Source organism: Streptomonospora alba, assembly GCF_000826685.1.
GTDB classification, from domain to species: domain Bacteria; phylum Actinomycetota; class Actinomycetes; order Streptosporangiales; family Streptosporangiaceae; genus Streptomonospora; species Streptomonospora alba.
The window spans coordinates 17,348-35,325 of the sequence record NZ_JROO01000053.1 but is presented as its reverse complement, the minus strand read 5'-3'; the positions used below and the strand labels follow the sequence as shown (position 1 = coordinate 35,325).

Genomic DNA, 17,978 nt, shown 5'->3' with positions numbered 1-17,978 from the left:
GGGACTGACCACCTTCTCACTCAAAGCGCCACCGCCGGAACTCGCAGACTCACTTCTTTCACTCGGGCACGACCACGGGTCACGGGGTCGCCCTCAGGAAACCGCTCACTCCGGGCCTCCCGCAGCACACTGTCCGTTTCCGGCCAGGGATTCATGCCGGTCCCGGACCTCCGAATCCCGTTCCGGAGGGGAACAGAGTGGGAACCGCGACGCGGCAGCCGATCCGTCGACCCGGACCCGCACCGGAGCGCCTGCCGTGGAACCCCAGACACCGTCACCTTCCGTTCCATTCGCGACCGGCACATGCGCCCCGCCGGTCGCACACCGTGCGCGAAAAACCGCGAAACGCCTGCTCTACGCATACCAGGCTTCCCCCGGAGCCACGTCCGCCTCACTGCGCGCATTCGCGAACGGGAACACCCGCACACGACGGAGCGCGACCGATAGGATCCGGAGGGTACTTCCGCCTCAGTCGGTCGACGAGAGTAGGTACGCGGATGGACGCGTTCACACTGCCCGGCTTCTACCTGTCGCACCCGGCCCGCATCAATCCCCACGTCGAGCGCTCGCGCCGGCACACGATGGACTGGGCGAAGCGGATGGGGATCCTCGACGCCCCCGCTCCCAGAGGCGGCGTGGTGTGGAACGAGCACGACCTCGCCGTCATGGACTATGCGCTGCTGTGCGCCTACACCCATCCCGATTGCGACGGCCCCACCCTCGACCTGATCACCGACTGGTACGTCTGGGTGTTCTTCTTCGACGACCACTTCCTGGAACTGTTCAAGTACACCGGCGACCTCGCCGGCGGGCAGGCCTACGTCGAGCGGCTCGAACGCTTCATGACCGCCGACGGCGAGCAGCCGCCCGAGCCCGCCAACCCGGCCGAGACCGCGCTGCGCGACCTCTGGCAACGCACCGTGCCGCACCGCTCCGACGACTGGCGGCGGCGCTTCACACTGAGCACGCACAACCTGATGGTCGAGTCGATGTGGGAGCTCGACAACATCAACCGGCAGCGCGTGGCCAATCCGATCGAGTACATCCAGATGCGCCGCCGGGTGGGAGGGGCGCCCTGGTCGGCCAACCTGGTCGAGGTCGCCGCGGACGCCGAGGTCCCGGAGGCGATCACCGGCTCGCGGCCGGTCACCGTTCTCGTCGACACCTTCGCCGATGCCGTCCACCTGCGCAACGACCTGTTCTCCTACCAGCGCGAAGTGCGCGAGGAGGGCGAGAACTCCAACGCCGTACTCGTCTTCGAGCGGTTCTTCGACTGCTCCACCCAGGAGGCCGCGGAGCTGGTCAACGACCTGCTCACCTCGCGGATGCTGCAGTTCGAGGACACCGCCCTGGTCGAGACGCCCGCGCTGCTGGCCGAGCACGGTCTGCCGCCGGAACAGCAGGCCGCCGTGGCCGCGTTCGCCAAGGGCCTGCAGGACTGGCAGGCCGGCGGGCACGAGTGGCACGCCCGCTCCAGCCGGTACATGAACGAGGGCGCCACGGCACGCTCGGGCGGCCTCAGCGGCCCCACCGGCCTGGGCACCTCGGCCGGGCGCCCGGCGTTCACCTCCCTGGAGCCGGGCCTGCGCCGCAGGTCGCGCCAGCACTCCCAACCGCTGCTGCCGCAGACGGGCCCCCTGGAGTGCGAACCGCTGTACATGCCCTTCCCGATCCGCCTCAGCCCCCACCTGGACGACGCGCGCTCGTATTCGCTCGAATGGGCGCGCGAGATGGGCATGCTGGCGGCGGTGCCCGGACTGGGCGCCGCCGCGGTGTGGGACGAGGAGAACTTCCGCGCCAACGACGTCGCCTACTGCGGCTCGATGATCCACGCCGACAGCACCCGCGAGCAGCTCCGCCTCTCCAGCGCCTGGCTGGTCTGGGGCACCTACGGCGACGACGCCTACCCGCGGTGGTTCGGCGCCACCCGCGGCGTCGAAGCCGCGAAGCTGCAGAGCGAGCGGTTGCGGCAGTTCATGCCGTTGGAAGGCGAGGAGACCCCCGAGCCCGCCAACCCGCTCGAACGCGGTCTGGCCGACCTGTGGCGCCGCACCGCCGGGCCGATGCCCCCCGACTCGCGCCGCCGGTTCCGCACGGCGGTGGCGGAGATGGCCGACAGCTGGGTGTGGGAGCTGTACAACCAGGCGCAGAACCGGGTGCCCGACCCGGTCGACTACATCGAGATGCGCCGGCGCACCTTCGGCTCGGACATGACCATCTCCCTTTCGTGGCTCGCGCACGCCGAGGAGATCCCCGAGGGGATCCGCCGGACGCGTACGCTGCGCGAGCTCGAAACGGCTGCGCAGGACTACGCGTGCTTCGTGAATGATCTGCACTCCTACCAGAAGGAGATCGAGTTCGAGGGCGAGGTCCACAACCTGGTCGTGGTGACGGAGAACTTCCTGGATGTCGCCCGCGAGACCGCACGCGACATCGTCGTCGACCTCACGCGGGCCCGCATGGAGCAGTTCGAGCACATCCTCGCGACGGAACTCGACGACCTCCTCGACGCTTGGGAACTCGACGACCGCGCCCGCGCCGTGATCACCGGTCACGCCGAGGGGCTCAAGGACTGGATGTCGGGGATCCTCGAATGGCACCGCGCGTGCGGGCGCTACAAGGACGACTACCTGCGGCACAAGCACGCCCCCGATCCCCGGCAGGGGTTCTCGTGGGGGCCGACCGGCCTGGGCACCTCGGCGGCACGGATCGGGCGCTCGCCGCTGACCGCGGCGGGGGGCGCGCCGAGCTGACCGAGGGCCGCGGCGGGGCCGACCGGGTCCCGCCGCCCCGTCCGGTCAGGGACCGCGCGGGCCGCTACAGGCCCAAATCCTCGATGCTTCCGGCATTGCCCTGGGCGTCGGCGGCCATCTGCAGGTTGCCGTTCAGGTAGGCGCTCGTGGCGTCGACGCATCCCTGGATGCAACTGCCGCTCTTGAGGACCATCTCCTGCAGCGCAGGCCCGTACTCGCCGACGAACTCCTCCAGCGCCGTGCCGATGGGGCCGCTGGCTGCGGCGGCACCGGCCTCGCTCACGTGCTCGCCGAACGTATCGATCTTGGCGACGAGGCCGCCCTCGCCGTCTTCGCCGCCGACGTGCCCGCCGACCGTCTGCAGGATGCCGTTGACCTCAGTGGGCTGGATGTCCCATGCGCTCACGCTGCTCCCTCCCGCTCCCGTCTCCCGCCACCGCCCCGAGCGATGGCGCTGCGCGTCGTGGGTTGCTCAATGCCGGTCATCGGTGATTGGGCGCTTCCGAAGCACGCCCGGTTCCATAATGATCGCGAACCTCCGCGCCCGGTACGGCAGGGGGCGGACGTATGCAGGATGCCGCTTCGCCGACACCGGCGGAACCCGCGAGGCGGCCGGTGCCGAACCGGTCGGCGCGAAAACTGGAGGGGGCCGGCGCAGGCCTGTGGCCGGTGTCGGCCACTTCCAATTCGGCGACCTGGTGGGCCAGCTTGGCCAGGCTGTCGCCGACCAGCGCGGCGCCCTGCCTGGCCTGGGCGGAGAGCCGACGGGTCGAGGCCGTCAGCCGCGCTTGGGGATCCTGCTCCGCCTCGTCCTCGGCCTGATCGCCGCCTGCGTCGTCCGCGGCGCATCCGTCGTCCGCAGCGGCCTCTGCGGCCTCGGCCGCGCCTGCTCCGGGCACGTCGCCGCCGGGCCGCGCCGACGGCGGGGAACCCGCGCCGGCGGGCGTCTCGACACCGTCCTCAGCAGGCCGATCAGCGGGATCGACGACTTCGAACTTCATGCGAATCCCCCACAGGTTCGCGCTGTCACCTACCGATGGCAGCCGACTGCCGCCCGTCATTATGACCCATATAATCGCTGTCTCGAGGAATCGTCGGCGTTCACCGTCTGCTCCGGATCGCCGGAACCGGTGGCCCGGCGGAGGCGTCCCATTCGCGGAACACAGCAGGAAACCGAGGAGCAGGTGAACAGATGTCACGTTGGGACTTCGGCGATCAGACCCTGACCACCCTGACCCGCAACACCTCGGGAACGGGCGACGAACTCGGCACCTTGATCACGCAGCTGATCGACGCCGCCGAGCCCCTGGCCGGACGGTTCAACGGTTCCGGCAAGGCGGCGTTCGACTCGTTCAAGGCCCGCGCGGACGAGATCACGGCCGACCTCAACTCCGGCCTGACCTCGATCAACCAAGGCCAAGGCGGAATGCAGCAGGCCTTCATGAGCGGTAACCAGACCATGGCCGACGACGCCAACAAGAACATGGGGGCGGCGAACTTCGACGCCGCCAAGTTCCGCACGGCCTGACCGGATCCGCGGCTGAGGAGGACAAGCGATGACTGCCGGACGCAACAGCTACGACATCGGCGCCTCGGAGGAGGCGCAGACCAACATCCACTCGATCATGACGCGCCTGGAAGGTCTGATCGGCGAGCACGAGGGCGACGTCACCACCGCGATGTCCGACTTCCTCGCCGACGGCGTCGACACGGAGTACAGCGCCAAGGAGCAGAAGTGGCACGACGCCGCCAACGAGGTGCGTGAGATCATCCGCCTGGTGCGTCAGACCCTCGAAAGCAACGACGGCACCGCCCAGGAGTCCCTCTCCCGGGCGAACGCGGCCGTGCAGTCCATCTAGGCGCACGCTCCCACCGCCCAGGACGGACCCCGCCGACGCCCTCACCCGGTCGGCGCGGCCTTGCCGGTCCGTCCGGAACGGATCGCCGGGGCGGTCGGCACCGCGCGCCGACCGCCGTCGCTCCCCTCGTCCCGGGTCGGCGGCCGAGCCGTCCGCGGACGACCGGGTTCCGCGAGTCCCTGCGCGCCTGCGGCCGGGGCGTGCTCAGGCTCCGCGCCGTCCCTCGTAATCTTGCGGACGCCCCTCCCCGCGCCCTGCGTCCGCCACGCGGCCCCCTCCCGCGAACACGGACCGTATCCGCCGCCCGCTCCGCAAAGGAGGCTTGATGGCCCGCGACTACGACAGCCAGTTGCTGGAATCGGTCGCCGTGCGCCGCAAGCGTCTCCGGGAGGCGGTGCTGTTCGGTCCCCAGCGCACCCGGCGAAGGCTCGACGAGAACCTCGGCAAGATCATCGCGGGCCTGGTGGTCTCCGCCGTCGCCTGCGCCGGCAGTGTGGGCTGGTCGTTTCTGCAGTATCAGCTCGGCAATCAGGAGGAGGCCTCCCAACAGGAGCAGCAGGCCCAGTCCGCGCCGCCGCCCGCGCCCTCGGCGCCCGTGCCGGCCGACTGGGTGGGCGGCGAGGTCACCATGGACATGCTCGCGGCCGAACTCGACAGCGCGGGCGTGCCGCCTGAGCTCCACGTGCTTCCCGGCGAACCGCGTCCCGCCGAGGGCACCGCCACCAGCTACTACCTGCTCACCGAGAACGATCGGGGCTACTCCGCGGGAATCGTCGAATACGAGCAGGGGCGCACCGGCGCGGACTTCCCGACCGAGGACGAGGCCGCCCGCTGGCTCTACGGCGAGCTCACGCTCGTCGACGACGAGCCGCAGCCGCTGAGCGCATCCGAGGAGCAGCAGGCCCGGAAGCAGACCGAGACGTTCCTCGGCGACGTCCGCACACAGCTGCGCGACGGCAGCGGCGACAGCGCGCCGGTCACCCTGAAGTCGGGCACGCTCGTCGACGCGTTCGGCCAGGAGAGCGGCTCGCTGCTCTTCCCCGACGGCCAGCCGTTCGGCGAGCGCGGGCTGCCCGACATCGCCCGCGGCGCCCTCGGGACCTCCACGGTCCCCGACGACAGCCCTGTGCCCGAACCGACCGCACCCTCCGCGGGCGCGGAGGAAGGCGCCGAGCCCGAGACCGGAGCGCAGGACGGCACCGGGCAGGATGCGGACTCCGCCGCTGACGCCTACCACCGATACCGTGTGATCCACCCCTTCCAGGTCGACGCGTCGCTTTCCCCCAGCGAAGGCGCCAACCCGGGCGGGGGCGTCCGATTCGCCGTCGACGCCGGCGGGTTCGTCCAGCCTCCCGCGCTGGCGAGCATCCGCTGGCTGCTGGGCAACGGCTACCTCGAACGGGTCGAAGCGAGCGAGGTGCCCGCCTGACCCCGCCGCCGACGCGGCGCCGCACCCCAGTCCGCGCCCCGACCGCGCGGAGACCGCAGCGAAGTAGTGATGGGAAAGGGCTCGATGACGTCCTGGAGCCGCGTGACACTCGTCGGTGAGAACCGCCGCGTCGATGCCGTCCTCCCCGCTCAGGAACCGATCGGCGCGCTGATGCCCGAGGTGCTCAAGCTCATGGGCGACCAGGCGCGCAATCCGGCCCTGCCCATGCACTTGGCCACCGCCTCCGGCGTACACCTCGACAGCGACTCCACCCTGGCCGATCGCAGCATCTCCGACGGCGACGTGCTGCGGCTGATGCGCATCGACGAGCCCGTCCCCGCGCCGGTCGTCCACGAGGTGCCCGACGCGGTCGGCGACGTCCTCGACGGCGACCTGGGCCGGTGGAACGCCGCCGCCCGCCGGTGGAGCGCAACGGTGGCGGTCGCCGCACTCGTCCTCGCCGTCGGCTCGCTGCTGTGGACGGGTTCCGGCGGCGCCGCGGGGGTCGTCGCTCTGGGCGGCGGCGCGGCGGCGCTTCTGGCCCTGGGCTGGACTCTTGCGGCGACCTGGCGGGAGCCGGCCGGCACGGCGGTGGCGATCGCGGGCGGCATGCTGGCCGGCGAGGCGGTGCATCTGTCCGCGGGGCTCTACGGCTGGCCCGGCTGGGTGCTGTGGTGCGGCCTGGCGGGCATCGCCGGAGGTGTGGTGATCGGCCTGGGACTGACCACACCGCTGGGGCGCGGGGGGACCATCGGCGGTGCTGTCACGCTGGCGCTGACCGCGGTGTGGGCCGGGGGCTCCGCCGTCGGGATGTCGCACTCCCAGGTCGGCGCCGTGGCGGCGATCGCGTGCGTAGTGGTGCTCAGCCTGATTCTGCGCTTCGCCATGTCGACGTCCGGCCTGACGGCGCTGGACGACCGGCGCGGCGCGGGCTCGGCGGTGGCGCGCACCGATGTCATGAAGGCCCTGGCCGGCGCGCACCGCACGATGACCGTATCCACCGTCGCGGCCGCGGTGTCGGCGGCGGCGGCCGGCGTGGGGCTGGCCGCCGACCTGAACGGGTGGACCGCGGGCCTGGCGGGACTGCTCGCGATCGTGGTGGCCAGCCGCTCGCGGCTGTTCCCCCTCATCCTGCAGAAAGCGCCGCTGATGGCGGCGTCGCTGGTGACCGTGATCGCGTTGGCGGTCAACTGGGTCGACCTGGCGTCCTGGGCACTGTGGCCGTCGATCGGGGCGCTGCTGGCGGTGCTGCTCATTCCCGCGGTGGTGCTGTCCGTCGATCCGCCCGAGCACACCAGGGCGCGGCTGCGGCGCATCGCCAACCGGTTCGAGGCGGTGGCGGTCGTCGTGCTCATCCCGGTGGCGATCGGCTCCTTCGGCACCTACGAGCGGCTCATCAACACCTTCTGACCGTTGCGACCCACCGCGGGAACACGCTTTTCGGAGGCCAGACGATGCACGACAGCGCGGAACCGTCCGCCGGCACGGCCGCCACCCGCGCCGCCCGGCACGGTGACTCGCTGCTGCGCCGGGTCGGCCGGGGCGCCGCACGCCCGTTCCGCCCGCCGGAGGACGTGCTGGAGCCGGTGCGGCTGGGGCGCGAGCTGCAGCGGTCCCTGGTCACCGGGCGCCGAATCGTGGTGAGTCGGCCGCAGGGGTGGGCGGCGGAGAGCACGGTGACGGCGCTGCTGGCCCTGGTCTTCGCGCATTACCGCTACGACCGGGTTCTGGCGCTGGACCTGGGACCGGGCAACAGCGGACTGGGGCCGCGGCTGGGCGCGGAGGCGTCCGGCGCGCCGGGCCTGGCGGGAGACGCCATCGAATCCGACTCCTTCGGCGATGTGGCGCACTGCCTTGAGGGAATCGGCGAAGGGCTGTGGCTGCTGCCGGGATTGCAGGAGGAGATGGCGCAGGGGCGGCTGGACGCGGGGCGCTACCGGGGCGCCGTGCTGCCGCTGACCCGGTTCTTCGGGACGACGGTCATCGACCGCGCCGCCGACATGACCGACGGCCTCAACCGGGCCGCGCAGGCGAGCGCACACGCCCACGTGCTGGTGGTCCCCTCCACTCGGGACGGTGCGGCGAGCATCGGGCGCGCCTTCGACTGGATGGCGGCCAACGGGGCCGAGACGCTGCCGAACCGCATCGCCGTTGTGTTCACCGAGCAGACGCGTGGCCAGGACCCCGCGTTCGACTATCCGGCCTCGGCTGCGATCCTGCGCGAGAGTGGCGCGGAGGTGTTCCGGCTCGGCTTCGACCGGCATCTCGCGGAGGGGACGCGCATCGATCCCTCGCGCATCTCCGCCGCAACGCACGCGACGGCGACCCGGATCGCCGCGGAATGCCTGCGCCGGTCGCTGTAAGGCCGGTACCGCGGACCGGCCCGGTGATGGCCGGGTCCGTGTGACGATGTTCGTCGGGGTGCGGTGGCACCACCCGCCCCGAACCGACGCCCGGGAGTGCGCGACCATGCCCGACCGACCGCCGAACGGAGAGCACGAAGACAGCGGTGAGCCGCGGGAGCGGTCGTCCCCGGCTGCCCACGCGCCGGAGGCACCACGCGAGGACACCTCCCCGTACGCGGACTTCGACGTGCCCCCGCCTCCGTATGCCCGGTACCGGGAGGACCCCCGGTGGGGGCCGCAGCAGGCGGGGCGGGAGCCGGGCCGGCCCGACCGCGGCGACCCCGCGCCCCGCGGCAGGCACGCGCCGCAGAACGAGGCCGGGGCGGTCGGCGGCCCCCCGTGGCCGCACTCCGGACCGCACCGTGCCGACGGCGCGGGCACGATGGGCGGAGCAGGTCCGCAACGGCCCGCAGGCGGAGCGTATGGGGCCGGCGGCGTCGGCGGTGGCGGCCCCGCAGGCGGCGCACGGACGGCGGCGGAGGTCCAGGGGCCCGGAGGGCACCGGCAGCAGGCGGAGTCCCGCGAGCCGACGTCCGCCAGGCCCGAGGATCAGACCCATCCGCTGCAGCGTCGGCCCGCACCCGGACAACCGGGCGCGGGGCCCCACCAGCCTGACGCCACGGCTCGGCCCGCCTCCGGCCCCCAGCAGTCCGGGACCGCCGACCCCGCCACCGGAACCCGGCGACCGGGCGGCTCCCCCGCCTCCGCCGAACCCCGCCCGGAGGAACAGACCGTCCAGCTGGACCGCAGCGACATCCTCGGCGCGGCGGGGCCGTCGCACGAAGCTCCGCAGTCCGGCGGCCCCGGGCACCCGCACTCCGCGCAGCAGGGAACCGCGCGTCCCGGGACCGCGCCCGGGCAGGGCCCTGCGCCGCAGCCGCCGACGCCTCAGGGGCCGACCGGTACGCAGCAGCAGAGCACTCCGGCTTCGGCCGTGCCGCAGGCGCCGAGCACCGCGGCGGAGCCCCGCACCGCCCGCCCGGCGACCGGCCCTCAGGAGGCCGGAATGCGAGGGGGGCGCCAGGATCCGTACGCCTCGCCCGACCGTCCCGCTGCCTCGGGGCCGTACCCGGCGTCCTGGCCCCGGGAGGACGAGGCGCGTGGCGGCCGGTATGAGCAGCGGCCGCCGGGCGACTCACCGTGGTCCCGGGCCCCCGGCAGCCCTGCGGCCGGGAAGGTCGGCGCGGACCCGTCGCGCCCGGCGAGCCGTCCCCTGCCGTCCGAGGCACAGGCTTCCACCGGCAGCGGGCAGGCCCGGCCCCCGGGCGGGTCGGACCCGGCGCCGTACCCGCCCGCGGGTGCACGGCCCGAGGATCATCCCCAGCAGGCACGATCGTCGGCCCCTGGCCGGCCGCACCGGCCCGACGCCTCGCCGTCGGCCGCCGCGACCGCCCAGCCGGGCGAGGAGACGACGCGCCTGACGCCGGTGTCCGGCCCGCAGCCGGCGTTCCGGCACCCCGCGCCGCCTGAGGGCCCGTCCGCCCCGTCCACACACCGACCGGGGGACCCGCCGGCGCCGACCGCCGACTTCGCCGCGAGCACCGCGCCGGGCCCGCCGACAGCCGGCGCGGAGGCCGCTTCACCGCACGCTTCGCCGTCCTCCACCGCGCAGCGCCCTTCCGAGCCCTACGCCGACCGGGCGGGCTCGCCGGTCACGGCGGTCCCCGGCTCCGCGGAGGCACGGGCTTTCATCGAGGGGACGGGGCAGGCGCCGTCGCCGTCGGGGCGGCGCCCCACGGCTCAGCCCGGCTCCTTCGAACGCCGACTGCGCGAACTGCCCGGGGCGCCGGTCTCGCCGCTGCCCAGGGCCCTCTTCAAGGCCACCGGCGGCAGAGTCCGGCTCGGGGGCCGCTCGGGCGCCTCGTAGCCGCACGGGCGACCCCGCCGACACGGCACCTGACATCGCTACACGACGCCGGGGCCCGGCCGACGGCCTGGAATCGGTTCGTCCGCCCGGCCCCGTCCACGGCGCCGAGCGGACCACGGACCCGAACCCGGTCGCCCGCGCCGACGACTACATCCCCGGCCAGGCCGGGGGCCTGGGCGGATTGGCCCGGCTCCCGGTCGGCACCGCTGAGCGCCCGTCCTCTGTGGCACGGGAGGGGCGGCAGCGGAGGCGTCCTCTTAGACCGACTCGTCCAGTGCCCGGGTGAGCGCGTCGAGGCAGTGCATCCAACCGGTCTCGGTCTGTGCGGCCCAGGTCTTGTCGGCGAAGGTGTGCGTGAAGACCATTCGGCAGCCGTCGTCGTCGGGGTGCAGTTCGATGCGCAGCTCGTGGGTACCGGTCTCTTCGTCGTATTCCCGGAAGGCGAAGACCTTCGGCGGCAGGAACTCGGTGATCTCGGCTTGCAGTTCGGCGCTTTCGCCGTCGCTGAACCGGATGGTCCCGCCCACACGCGGATCCAGCTCCGTGGCGGGGAAGGGATACCACCGGCTGAGGTGCTCCGGTTCGGTGATGGCGCGCCACACCTTCTCCGGCGGGTGGGCGAAGCGCCGCTCGAAGCGCAGTGCCCACCGGTCTCCGACTGGGCGCAGGGGTTCGTCCACGGTTGCTCCTCCGAGGCGCGTAGGTCCGGCAGGGTGTCCAGGTGCAGGGTCGCGGGTGCTGAGGCCTTCGCCGACGGGCGACAGACCGAGGAGCTCCCGGGGCCGGGGTTCGGCCGACACCTCGCCTGTTGTTGCTACACGAGGAATATAACCAATTAGGAATGTACGATCAAGGCCAAGAGCCTTGGAGGCAGGACCGGGGGTCCCAGGAAGAGGGACGGACTGCTCCCGTCGGTTCGTACGCCGGACTCCGCGAGGCCCCCAGCCGACTCCTGCCGAGGAGCGGGCGATCGGTCCCGAGCGCGAGGCGGATCACTCGCCGGGCCCTGCCTCGGCGGCAGCGCGGACGGGTGATTGACCGTGCTCGGCCCTCAGTCGATACTTGCGGATCAGCGGGACGAAGGGGTGCGTACCCGCGCCGGGCGTGGCAGCGGCCGCCGGGCCGGCTTCCCGCATCGGCTCGATTCGCGACTCGTTGAGGCGGCGCTATGACGCAGCAGGGTGACAAAGCCGATGTGATGGCCATGGCCATGCGGGAACGCGCCGAGTTCGCCGACCTGCTCGACTCGCTGCCGCCGGAGCGATGGGACGCCCCGAGCCTGTGCGAGAGCTGGAGCGTACGCGACGTCGTGGCTCACGTGATCAGCTACGACGAGCTGGGCTGGCCCCGCACGCTCCTGCGGCTGCTCCGCGCCGGATTCAGCCCCGACAAGGCCAACGCGATCGGCGTCGCCGAGTACTCCCGCAGCCCTGCCGAACTGGTGCGCATCATGCGCGCCTACGAGCGCCCCCGCGGGCTGACCGCGCTGCGCGGAGGGATGATCGCCCTCGTCGACGGGATGATCCACCAGCAGGACATCCGCCGCCCGCTCGGCCTGCCCCGCGACATCCCGCACGACCGCCTCCGCACCGCCCTGGGTTTGGCGCTGCAGGCCCCGCCCATCGGTGCGGCCAAGCGGGCCCGGGGTTTGACGCTCGTCGCGACCGACCTGGATTGGACGAACGGCAGCGGTCCCGAGGTACGCGGCACGGGCGAGGCCGTCCTGATGGCGATCGCAGGCCGCGCCGACGCGGCCTCGGAACTCGCCGGCCCCGGCTGCCGACTCCTCGCGCAACGCATGTGACCGCCGCCTGGAGTCCTCGGGCAGAGGAGTCGTGTCGCTGCCCTGACCTGCTAGTTCGGGCAGGATTAGAGCCGACGAGGGGAATCGAACCCCTAACCTATCGTTAGCCTGCGGGGGTGCTGCTGGGCTGCGGCCACTCCCCCGGACCGCCGCTGAGCTGGGCGTCGGCCTGCGCGCCGGTTCGCACCGTTTCCCGGGCCTTCTCGATGCCGTGTGCATCTAATGTGCATCCGCTCGGAACTTCAGCCATCGCGGCCACCAGCGCCAATGGTCGGCTACGCGCGCACGCGCAACCACTCTCTCGGCAACCACAGTAGCGAGCAACCACGTCCCCGGTCCGAGGTGCGCGGTCGCGCCGGTGCCGGCAACCGAGACAGACAGAGTCGCGCGACCGAGTGCCTCGGGACCCAGAACGCCAGTGACCATAGGGCGGCTTCCGATGCGAACCTGTCGGCGCTCTGACTGGCCATGTTCCGGCGACGGCGCGACCCCGATGGGGCGAATGTGGTCCAAGCGGCGCGCGGTGCTGCGACCCCCGGCGGCCGTCCGCACGCTCGGGACCGGGCGCCAGCCCGCAGCCCGAGCGGCGGACGGCAAGCCGGTAGCGACGGCGCGGAGCGCCGTCGCCCTTGATCCCATATGGCCAGATTCGGCAACGAATTAGTCCAAAGTCTTAAAAATGAAGGAGGACGGAGCTACACTGCCCCCACAAGTCTCAGTGGAAACGGTGTGACTCGATGGGAATGCCTGACGCTCAGGATAGAGCATGGTTCCGTAGTGTGTTTATGGCCCGGAGCCATCTGAAGAGCAGCTTCGAATGGCAAAATTTCGTCACCGAATTTATGCAGGCCAGGCACCCAGGAAAGTTCTATCAGGTGGATCCTTCGGGAAGGGGAGACAAGGGGTGTGACGGATGGGTCGAAGGGTTGATGCTAGCTTGCTACGGAGCAACGAACCCAAAACCAGATTATGTAAAAAATAAAATGAAAACTGATTTCACTTCTGCGAGAACTTACTGGAAAGATAAAATGCAGAAGTGGGCTTTTGTGCACAACAACTATATCGGTCTTGCATATATGGTTGTAGAGGGGATGATGGATCTACAGGAAGAAGCTGATGATGTAGAAATTCAATGCTGGCCTCCTCAAGTCTTGTGGGACCACTGTACGGAAGATATTACACGCGAACAATTGTGCGACCTGTTGGGTGCTCCTCCTACTGATCATCCGGCAGGAATGACATACATTGCCCGTTGCGTCGAGTCCCTTGCTCGGACGCGCCTCTCTACCGATCTTGAGGGTATCCCCCCGGTCCCTTACGGGAAGATAGAGCATAATGAGTTCAGCGACGAAGTAGTCCAACTTATACTAAGGATACAACCTCATACGGATCATGTTCGGTATTTCTTCCAAAGAAGTTCGCCAGGGGAACAGGATTCGGTGTCCCAGAACCTTCGTGAGCGCTATGATGGTCTCTTGGCAAAGCTACAGAACCCAGATGCTGTATTTCACGCACTATGTGATGAATTGATTGCTGAGGCGTTCCCCGGGAGGGAAGGAGGTGCTGAAGAAAGGAGTGCAGCCATGATGGTCGTAACGTACTTCTTCGAACAGTGTGAAATCTTTAAGGCTCCTCCCGAGGGTTCGTAAATGTTACTACCGTCCAAGGCCATTGGAACCGACCAGGCCATTATCTCTGTGGGAGCTCAAATTTTGATCCAGCTTGAGCACCCCGGTTCTGTCAGTGCAGTTTGGGAAAGATTCTCGAAATGGCGGATTGATAACAAATTAGAGTCATCAGTCCCGTTCTGGTGGTTTTCCTTGGCCTTGGACTTTCTCTTTACTGTCGGTGCCATCGATTTCCAGGAGGAGCAGTTGGTTAGGACATCTCATGCTTCAAAGACTGTCTAGTGATCTTCCTAACTTTAAAAGCGCATCGTTTCGTCCAGGGCTCAATATTGTTGTCGCAGACCGAACCAAGACAGCCCGTACGAGCGACAGCAGAAACGCTGTAGGCAAAACCGGCCTAGTTAAGATCCTAGACTTCCTACTCGGTGCTACCGCACGTCCTAACCATGTTACAAGGATCCCCGAGCTAGATAAGTCAACTTTCTTCTTGGAGTTTTCCACTAATACTCGCCGGCACCTGGTCGCTCGGTCCGGTGAGACACACGGGATGCTCGAGGTAGATGACGTACGTATAAAGCTGTCCGATTGGCGTAGACAACTCGGCAACGAATTGTTTGGCCTGGAGGGGAGCGACTTCGATCCTTCGTATCGTTCACTTATTTCTTTCTATCTTAGAGACGTTGCGAATGGAGGATTCGCCAACCCGACTGAAACACATAGCAAGCAGTCCAAAGTCGATACGCTGTCGACTCTTGCACATCTGTTCTCTCTAGATACTGGACTAGTCTCTCAAGTTAAAGAGCTACGAGAGGCTGAAAAAAGTCTCAAGGACCTAAAAAAGGCTGCTCGGGATCCTGTCCTGGGTATGACCCTGGGACGTGCTCAGGACTTAGATGCTCAAATTCGCACACTAGACATAGAAAGAGAGACCCTTCAAAGTCAAATATCCAACTTTCAAGTCGTCGATCGTTACTCGGAGAATCGAAAGCTTGCGGACCAACTAAGCAAGGACATTCGTTCTCTTAACGATAAGTTGGTGATGGACGGAAGGAGGCTCAGCGATATTGAACAATCTATCGAACGAGAAGATTCCGAGCAGCTAGATTATGAATACCTTCGCGATGTGTATGACAATGTTGGGATAACACTACCTGGATCTGTCATCCGGAGATTTGAACAGGTTACAGAATTCCACCGTTCGGTAGTGAACAACCGACGTCGGTACTTAGACTCTGAGAGAGCATCACTTGCGGCAGAGATCGACGCAGACAGGATGCGCCTAGCAGAATTAGATCGTCGCAGAGGCGAGCTTATGAGGCTCCTCGAATCTGGCGGCGCACTAGAGACCTACAACCAACTACAGCAGGAGTTAGGAGCCATTTCGGGGAGAATTTCGGAATTGCAGGAACGTCGCGCGGTCGTCGACAGGTGGGAGAATAGTAACAGGCACCTGCAGTTGCGATCTGCTGAGCTTGAGATGCAGGTAAGTAATGACTTGACGGATCGGGCATCGCAGATCGAGCGCATTGCCGATACTTTCGCAAGTTTTGCTTACGCACTTTATGGTAGTCGTCGACCGTCATCTTTGGCTATAGAACCCTCAAAATCAGGTTACACCTTTTCGCCATTTATTGGCGGGGACGCCAGCGAAGGCGTTAGAAGTATGGCCATGTTCTGTTTCGACTTGACTATGGCGGTGACAGCCAAGCGAAACGGGCGCGGTCCAGATTTCTTAGTTCATGATAGCCATCTTTATGATGGGGTCGAGGGTAGGCAATTGGCGAATGCACTGAAGGTGGCATCCGAGGCAGCCGACAATGAAGGCTTGCAGTATATTGTTTGCTTGAATTCGGACGACCTGCAGAAGGCTTTTGATGAGGGCTTCGATGTCTCTTACCATGAAGCGGCTCGCATGACTGATAAGTACGACAATGGCGGATTGTTCGGCATCCGATTTCAGTAGTCACTACGTACCTGGTGTACCGCTTGTGGAGCGCCAAGCAAGCTAGTGACACCTCACAACACACCAGCTCATGCGTTCGGCCGGCCCGCCTTGGCTGCCCCAGCTCTTGGCGACCGCGTTCACGAGGGTCAGACCGCGTCCGCAGTCTGTGTCGGGCTTGAAGTCCTCCACGTAGGGCGTGCTGGACGTGGTGCCGGCGTCGTGGACGGTGATCAGGGCACCCTCGTCCTCGGTGTGTTCCAGCATGACGAGGAAGCCGGTCGTCCAGGTGCCCGACTCGGTGTGTTGGATGGCGTTGGTGGCGAGTTCGCTGGCGACGAGGACGGCGTCGTCGGCTTCGGGGCAGTCGGCCAGTCGGTTCGCAATGAACCGGCGCACGTCCCGCACGGAGGAGGGGCTTCCGGGGAACCAGCGGCAGGCGGCGACGCGGGTCCGGTCGGCGTCGTTGGGGTGGAGGGTCATAGGGCTCACCTCGGTGAGTTCGGCACCTCACAAGACAGTGAGCTGCATCTCTAGTACTATAAGTACGGCTACCGTACATTAGGTGCCTGGTACTTGCACTACGTTTGGAAGACAATTAGTGCGACTAGAGATGTCGACGTGAGGTGAGGAGACGCCATGTTCGGACTGGCGGTGCGGTTCACGCTGAAGGACGAGGACAGCGCGTCAGGCTTCGATGCGCTGGTGGCGGAGACGCTGCCGCAGATCCGCGAGAGTGAGCCGGGCACGCTCGTCTACGCGGTGCACACCGTGGAGGAGAAGCCGCTTGAGCGGTACTTCTACGAGCTGTACCGCGACCGGGCCGCCTTCGACGCCCACGAGCAGCAGCCGCATGTGAAGCGGTTCCTCGACGCGCGCGGCCAGTACCTCGCATCCGTCGAAGTCGACTTCCTGACGGTGCAGGACGCCAAGGGAGTCACGGGGTGAGCAACGAGTATCAGAAAGCGCTCGGGCGCAAGATCGCCCAGCACCGCAAGCGCCGCGGACTCTCCCAACGGGAGTTCGCCGGCCTCGTCGACCGCTCGGAAGCCTGGGTCTCCCAGGTCGAGCGCGGTGTCCGCCGGATCGACCGCATGTCGGTGCTGGAAGCCGTCGCCGACGTCCTGGAGGTGCCGCTCTCGGAGCTGGCCGCCGAGTCGCCCATCGTCGCCTCGACCGCCGAGGAGGCGCCCGGCAGTAGCCGCCTGCGGCTGGTGCTCAGCCGTGCGCACGCATTGAGCGCCATCCTGCGCAACGGGGATGGCGACACCGCCGCTCCGGATGTGGACGCCCTGCGGGATCGGGTGGACGAGGCGTGGAGCCTGACGCATGCGAGCCGGTATGTGGAACTGACCGAGCTTCTCGAAGCGCTCGTTCCGGAGTTGGAGGCGGCTGCTCGTTCGGTGCCCAACGGGCAGCGGGTGCCGCTGTTCCGGCTGCTGAACACTACGTATCAGGCGTGCTCGTCGGCTTTGAGCAAGCTCGGCGAGTTCGAAGCGGCCTGGATCGCTGCTGATCGGGCGATCACGGCGGCCGAACGCGCTGATGAGCCGCTACTGATGGCCGCCGGTGAGTTCCGGCTGTGCCTGACCTTCCAAGGGGCGGGCTACTTCGACCAGGTGGAGGCGACCGCCGGCACCTCGTGTGAGGCGCTGTCTCCCCTGGCCGATCGGGGCGAGTTGGAAGCGATGTCGCTGTTCGGTGCGCTGACTCTGCAACGCGCCGTCGCTGCGGCTCGGCGCAACGAGGCCACCACCGCCTATCGCAACATCGCGCAGGCGCGGGCGGTCGCTGAGCGTCTGGGGGGCGATCGCAACGACTACAACACCGAGTTCGGGCCAACCAACGTGTCCCTGCACGAGGTGGCGGTTGCGGTGGAACTGGGTGATGCCGGGGTAGCGCTGCGGGCGGCTGACGGTGTCGACACCTCGGGCCTGTCGACGGAGCGCCAGGGGCGGTTCCTTATCGATGTTGCGCGCGCGCACCTCCAGCGGCGCAACGCCGATGCGGCCGTCTCCGCGCTGGAGCAGGCCGAGCAGATCACGCCTGAGCAGGTGCGCAGCCATCCGCTGGTGCGCCAAGCCGTCGGGGATCTGCTCACCGTCCAGGACCCGGCGGGACCGGCCCTGCAAGGGCTCGCCAGACGTACGGGCGCACTCTGAGTACGAACTAGTACTCAAACTACTAGACACAACTAAAAGTACGGGTTAGCGTGTGGGTTGTCGCCGCTCGCCTTCCAGCTTTGGAAGGGGCGACAGCCCACACGCTTTTCGTATGTCCGGCCTGGTGAT

General features: G+C 68.1%; 16 protein-coding genes. 12 read left to right on the top strand and 4 right to left on the bottom strand.

The features are described 5' to 3' along the window. Positions 1 to 497 precede the first annotated feature (497 nt). Complete coding sequence (locus LP52_RS23805; RefSeq protein WP_040276636.1) at positions 498 to 2,753, top strand: terpene synthase family protein; 2,256 nt, start codon at positions 498 to 500, stop codon at positions 2,751 to 2,753. Positions 2,754 to 2,817: 64 nt separating this feature from the next. Here the strand turns inward: LP52_RS23805 and LP52_RS23800 are convergent, their stop codons facing one another. Together LP52_RS23800 and LP52_RS23795 are read right to left on the bottom strand one after the other, a co-directional pair. Next, on the bottom strand, positions 2,818 to 3,159 hold the full coding sequence (locus tag LP52_RS23800) for a DUF6507 family protein (RefSeq protein WP_040276635.1): 342 nt from the start codon (positions 3,157 to 3,159) through the stop codon (positions 2,818 to 2,820). Between the two features lie 76 nt (positions 3,160 to 3,235). Further along, positions 3,236 to 3,754, bottom strand: a complete 519-nt coding sequence (locus tag LP52_RS23795) for a hypothetical protein (RefSeq protein WP_040276634.1) — start codon at positions 3,752 to 3,754, stop codon at positions 3,236 to 3,238. Between the two features lie 191 nt (positions 3,755 to 3,945). Here LP52_RS23795 and LP52_RS23790 point away from each other — a divergent pair, with 191 nt between their 5' ends. The 5 genes from LP52_RS23790 (at position 3,946) to LP52_RS23770 (ending at position 8,404) form a co-directional block, all read left to right on the top strand. Next, a complete protein-coding gene (locus LP52_RS23790; protein WP_040276633.1) occupies positions 3,946 to 4,281 on the top strand; it encodes a hypothetical protein in 336 nt (111 codons plus the stop codon). A gap of 28 nt (positions 4,282 to 4,309) precedes the next feature. Next, complete coding sequence (locus LP52_RS23785) at positions 4,310 to 4,612, top strand: pore-forming ESAT-6 family protein (protein WP_040276632.1); 303 nt, start codon at positions 4,310 to 4,312, stop codon at positions 4,610 to 4,612. 325 nt (positions 4,613 to 4,937) lie between these two features. Further along, the gene (locus LP52_RS23780) at positions 4,938 to 6,041 is read left to right on the top strand and encodes a TNT domain-containing protein (RefSeq protein ID WP_040276631.1); all 1,104 of its coding nucleotides are present in this window, start codon (positions 4,938 to 4,940) and stop codon (positions 6,039 to 6,041) included. A gap of 84 nt (positions 6,042 to 6,125) precedes the next feature. Further along, positions 6,126 to 7,451, top strand: a complete 1,326-nt coding sequence (eccD, locus tag LP52_RS23775) for a type VII secretion integral membrane protein EccD (protein ID WP_040276642.1) — start codon at positions 6,126 to 6,128, stop codon at positions 7,449 to 7,451. A 44-nt stretch (positions 7,452 to 7,495) separates the two neighbouring features. After that, a complete protein-coding gene (locus LP52_RS23770) occupies positions 7,496 to 8,404 on the top strand; it encodes a MinD/ParA family ATP-binding protein (RefSeq protein ID WP_040276630.1) in 909 nt (302 codons plus the stop codon). Between the two features lie 2,166 nt (positions 8,405 to 10,570). Here the strand turns inward: LP52_RS23770 and LP52_RS23760 are convergent. After that, positions 10,571 to 10,993 (bottom strand): SRPBCC family protein, encoded by a 423-nt coding sequence (locus tag LP52_RS23760; protein ID WP_040276628.1) that lies wholly within the window; start codon positions 10,991 to 10,993, stop codon positions 10,571 to 10,573. Positions 10,994 to 11,481: 488 nt separating this feature from the next. Between LP52_RS23760 and LP52_RS23755 the strand changes: the two genes are divergently transcribed. From LP52_RS23755 to LP52_RS26875, 4 genes are all read left to right on the top strand, one after another. Beyond that, positions 11,482 to 12,117, top strand: coding sequence for a maleylpyruvate isomerase family mycothiol-dependent enzyme (locus LP52_RS23755; RefSeq protein WP_202966164.1), 636 nt, complete (start codon positions 11,482 to 11,484; stop codon positions 12,115 to 12,117). 737 nt (positions 12,118 to 12,854) lie between these two features. Further along, entirely contained in the window at positions 12,855 to 13,766 is a 912-nt protein-coding gene (locus LP52_RS27530) for an ABC-three component system protein (RefSeq protein ID WP_157036457.1), read from the top strand. Continuing rightward, a complete protein-coding gene (locus LP52_RS29040; protein ID WP_394298226.1) occupies positions 13,767 to 14,027 on the top strand; it encodes an ABC-three component system middle component 6 in 261 nt (86 codons plus the stop codon). It begins immediately after the preceding gene. Between the two features lie 265 nt (positions 14,028 to 14,292). Next, the gene (locus LP52_RS26875; protein WP_169775403.1) at positions 14,293 to 15,708 is read left to right on the top strand and encodes an ABC-three component system protein; all 1,416 of its coding nucleotides are present in this window, start codon (positions 14,293 to 14,295) and stop codon (positions 15,706 to 15,708) included. A gap of 42 nt (positions 15,709 to 15,750) precedes the next feature. On the opposite strand, the gene LP52_RS23750 is transcribed toward LP52_RS26875, so the two are convergent. Next, on the bottom strand, positions 15,751 to 16,170 hold the full coding sequence (locus LP52_RS23750; protein WP_040276627.1) for an ATP-binding protein: 420 nt from the start codon (positions 16,168 to 16,170) through the stop codon (positions 15,751 to 15,753). Between the two features lie 156 nt (positions 16,171 to 16,326). Here LP52_RS23750 and LP52_RS23745 point away from each other — a divergent pair, with 156 nt between their 5' ends. Both LP52_RS23745 and LP52_RS23740 read left to right on the top strand, forming a co-directional pair. Continuing rightward, positions 16,327 to 16,635 (top strand): putative quinol monooxygenase, encoded by a 309-nt coding sequence (locus LP52_RS23745; RefSeq protein ID WP_040276626.1) that lies wholly within the window; start codon positions 16,327 to 16,329, stop codon positions 16,633 to 16,635. After that, positions 16,632 to 17,849: a helix-turn-helix domain-containing protein gene (locus LP52_RS23740; RefSeq protein ID WP_040276625.1), complete on the top strand. Its 1,218-nt coding sequence runs from the start codon at positions 16,632 to 16,634 to the stop codon at positions 17,847 to 17,849. Before LP52_RS23745 ends, LP52_RS23740 begins: the two co-directional genes overlap by 4 nt. The last annotated feature ends 129 nt before the right edge of the window (positions 17,850 to 17,978 follow it).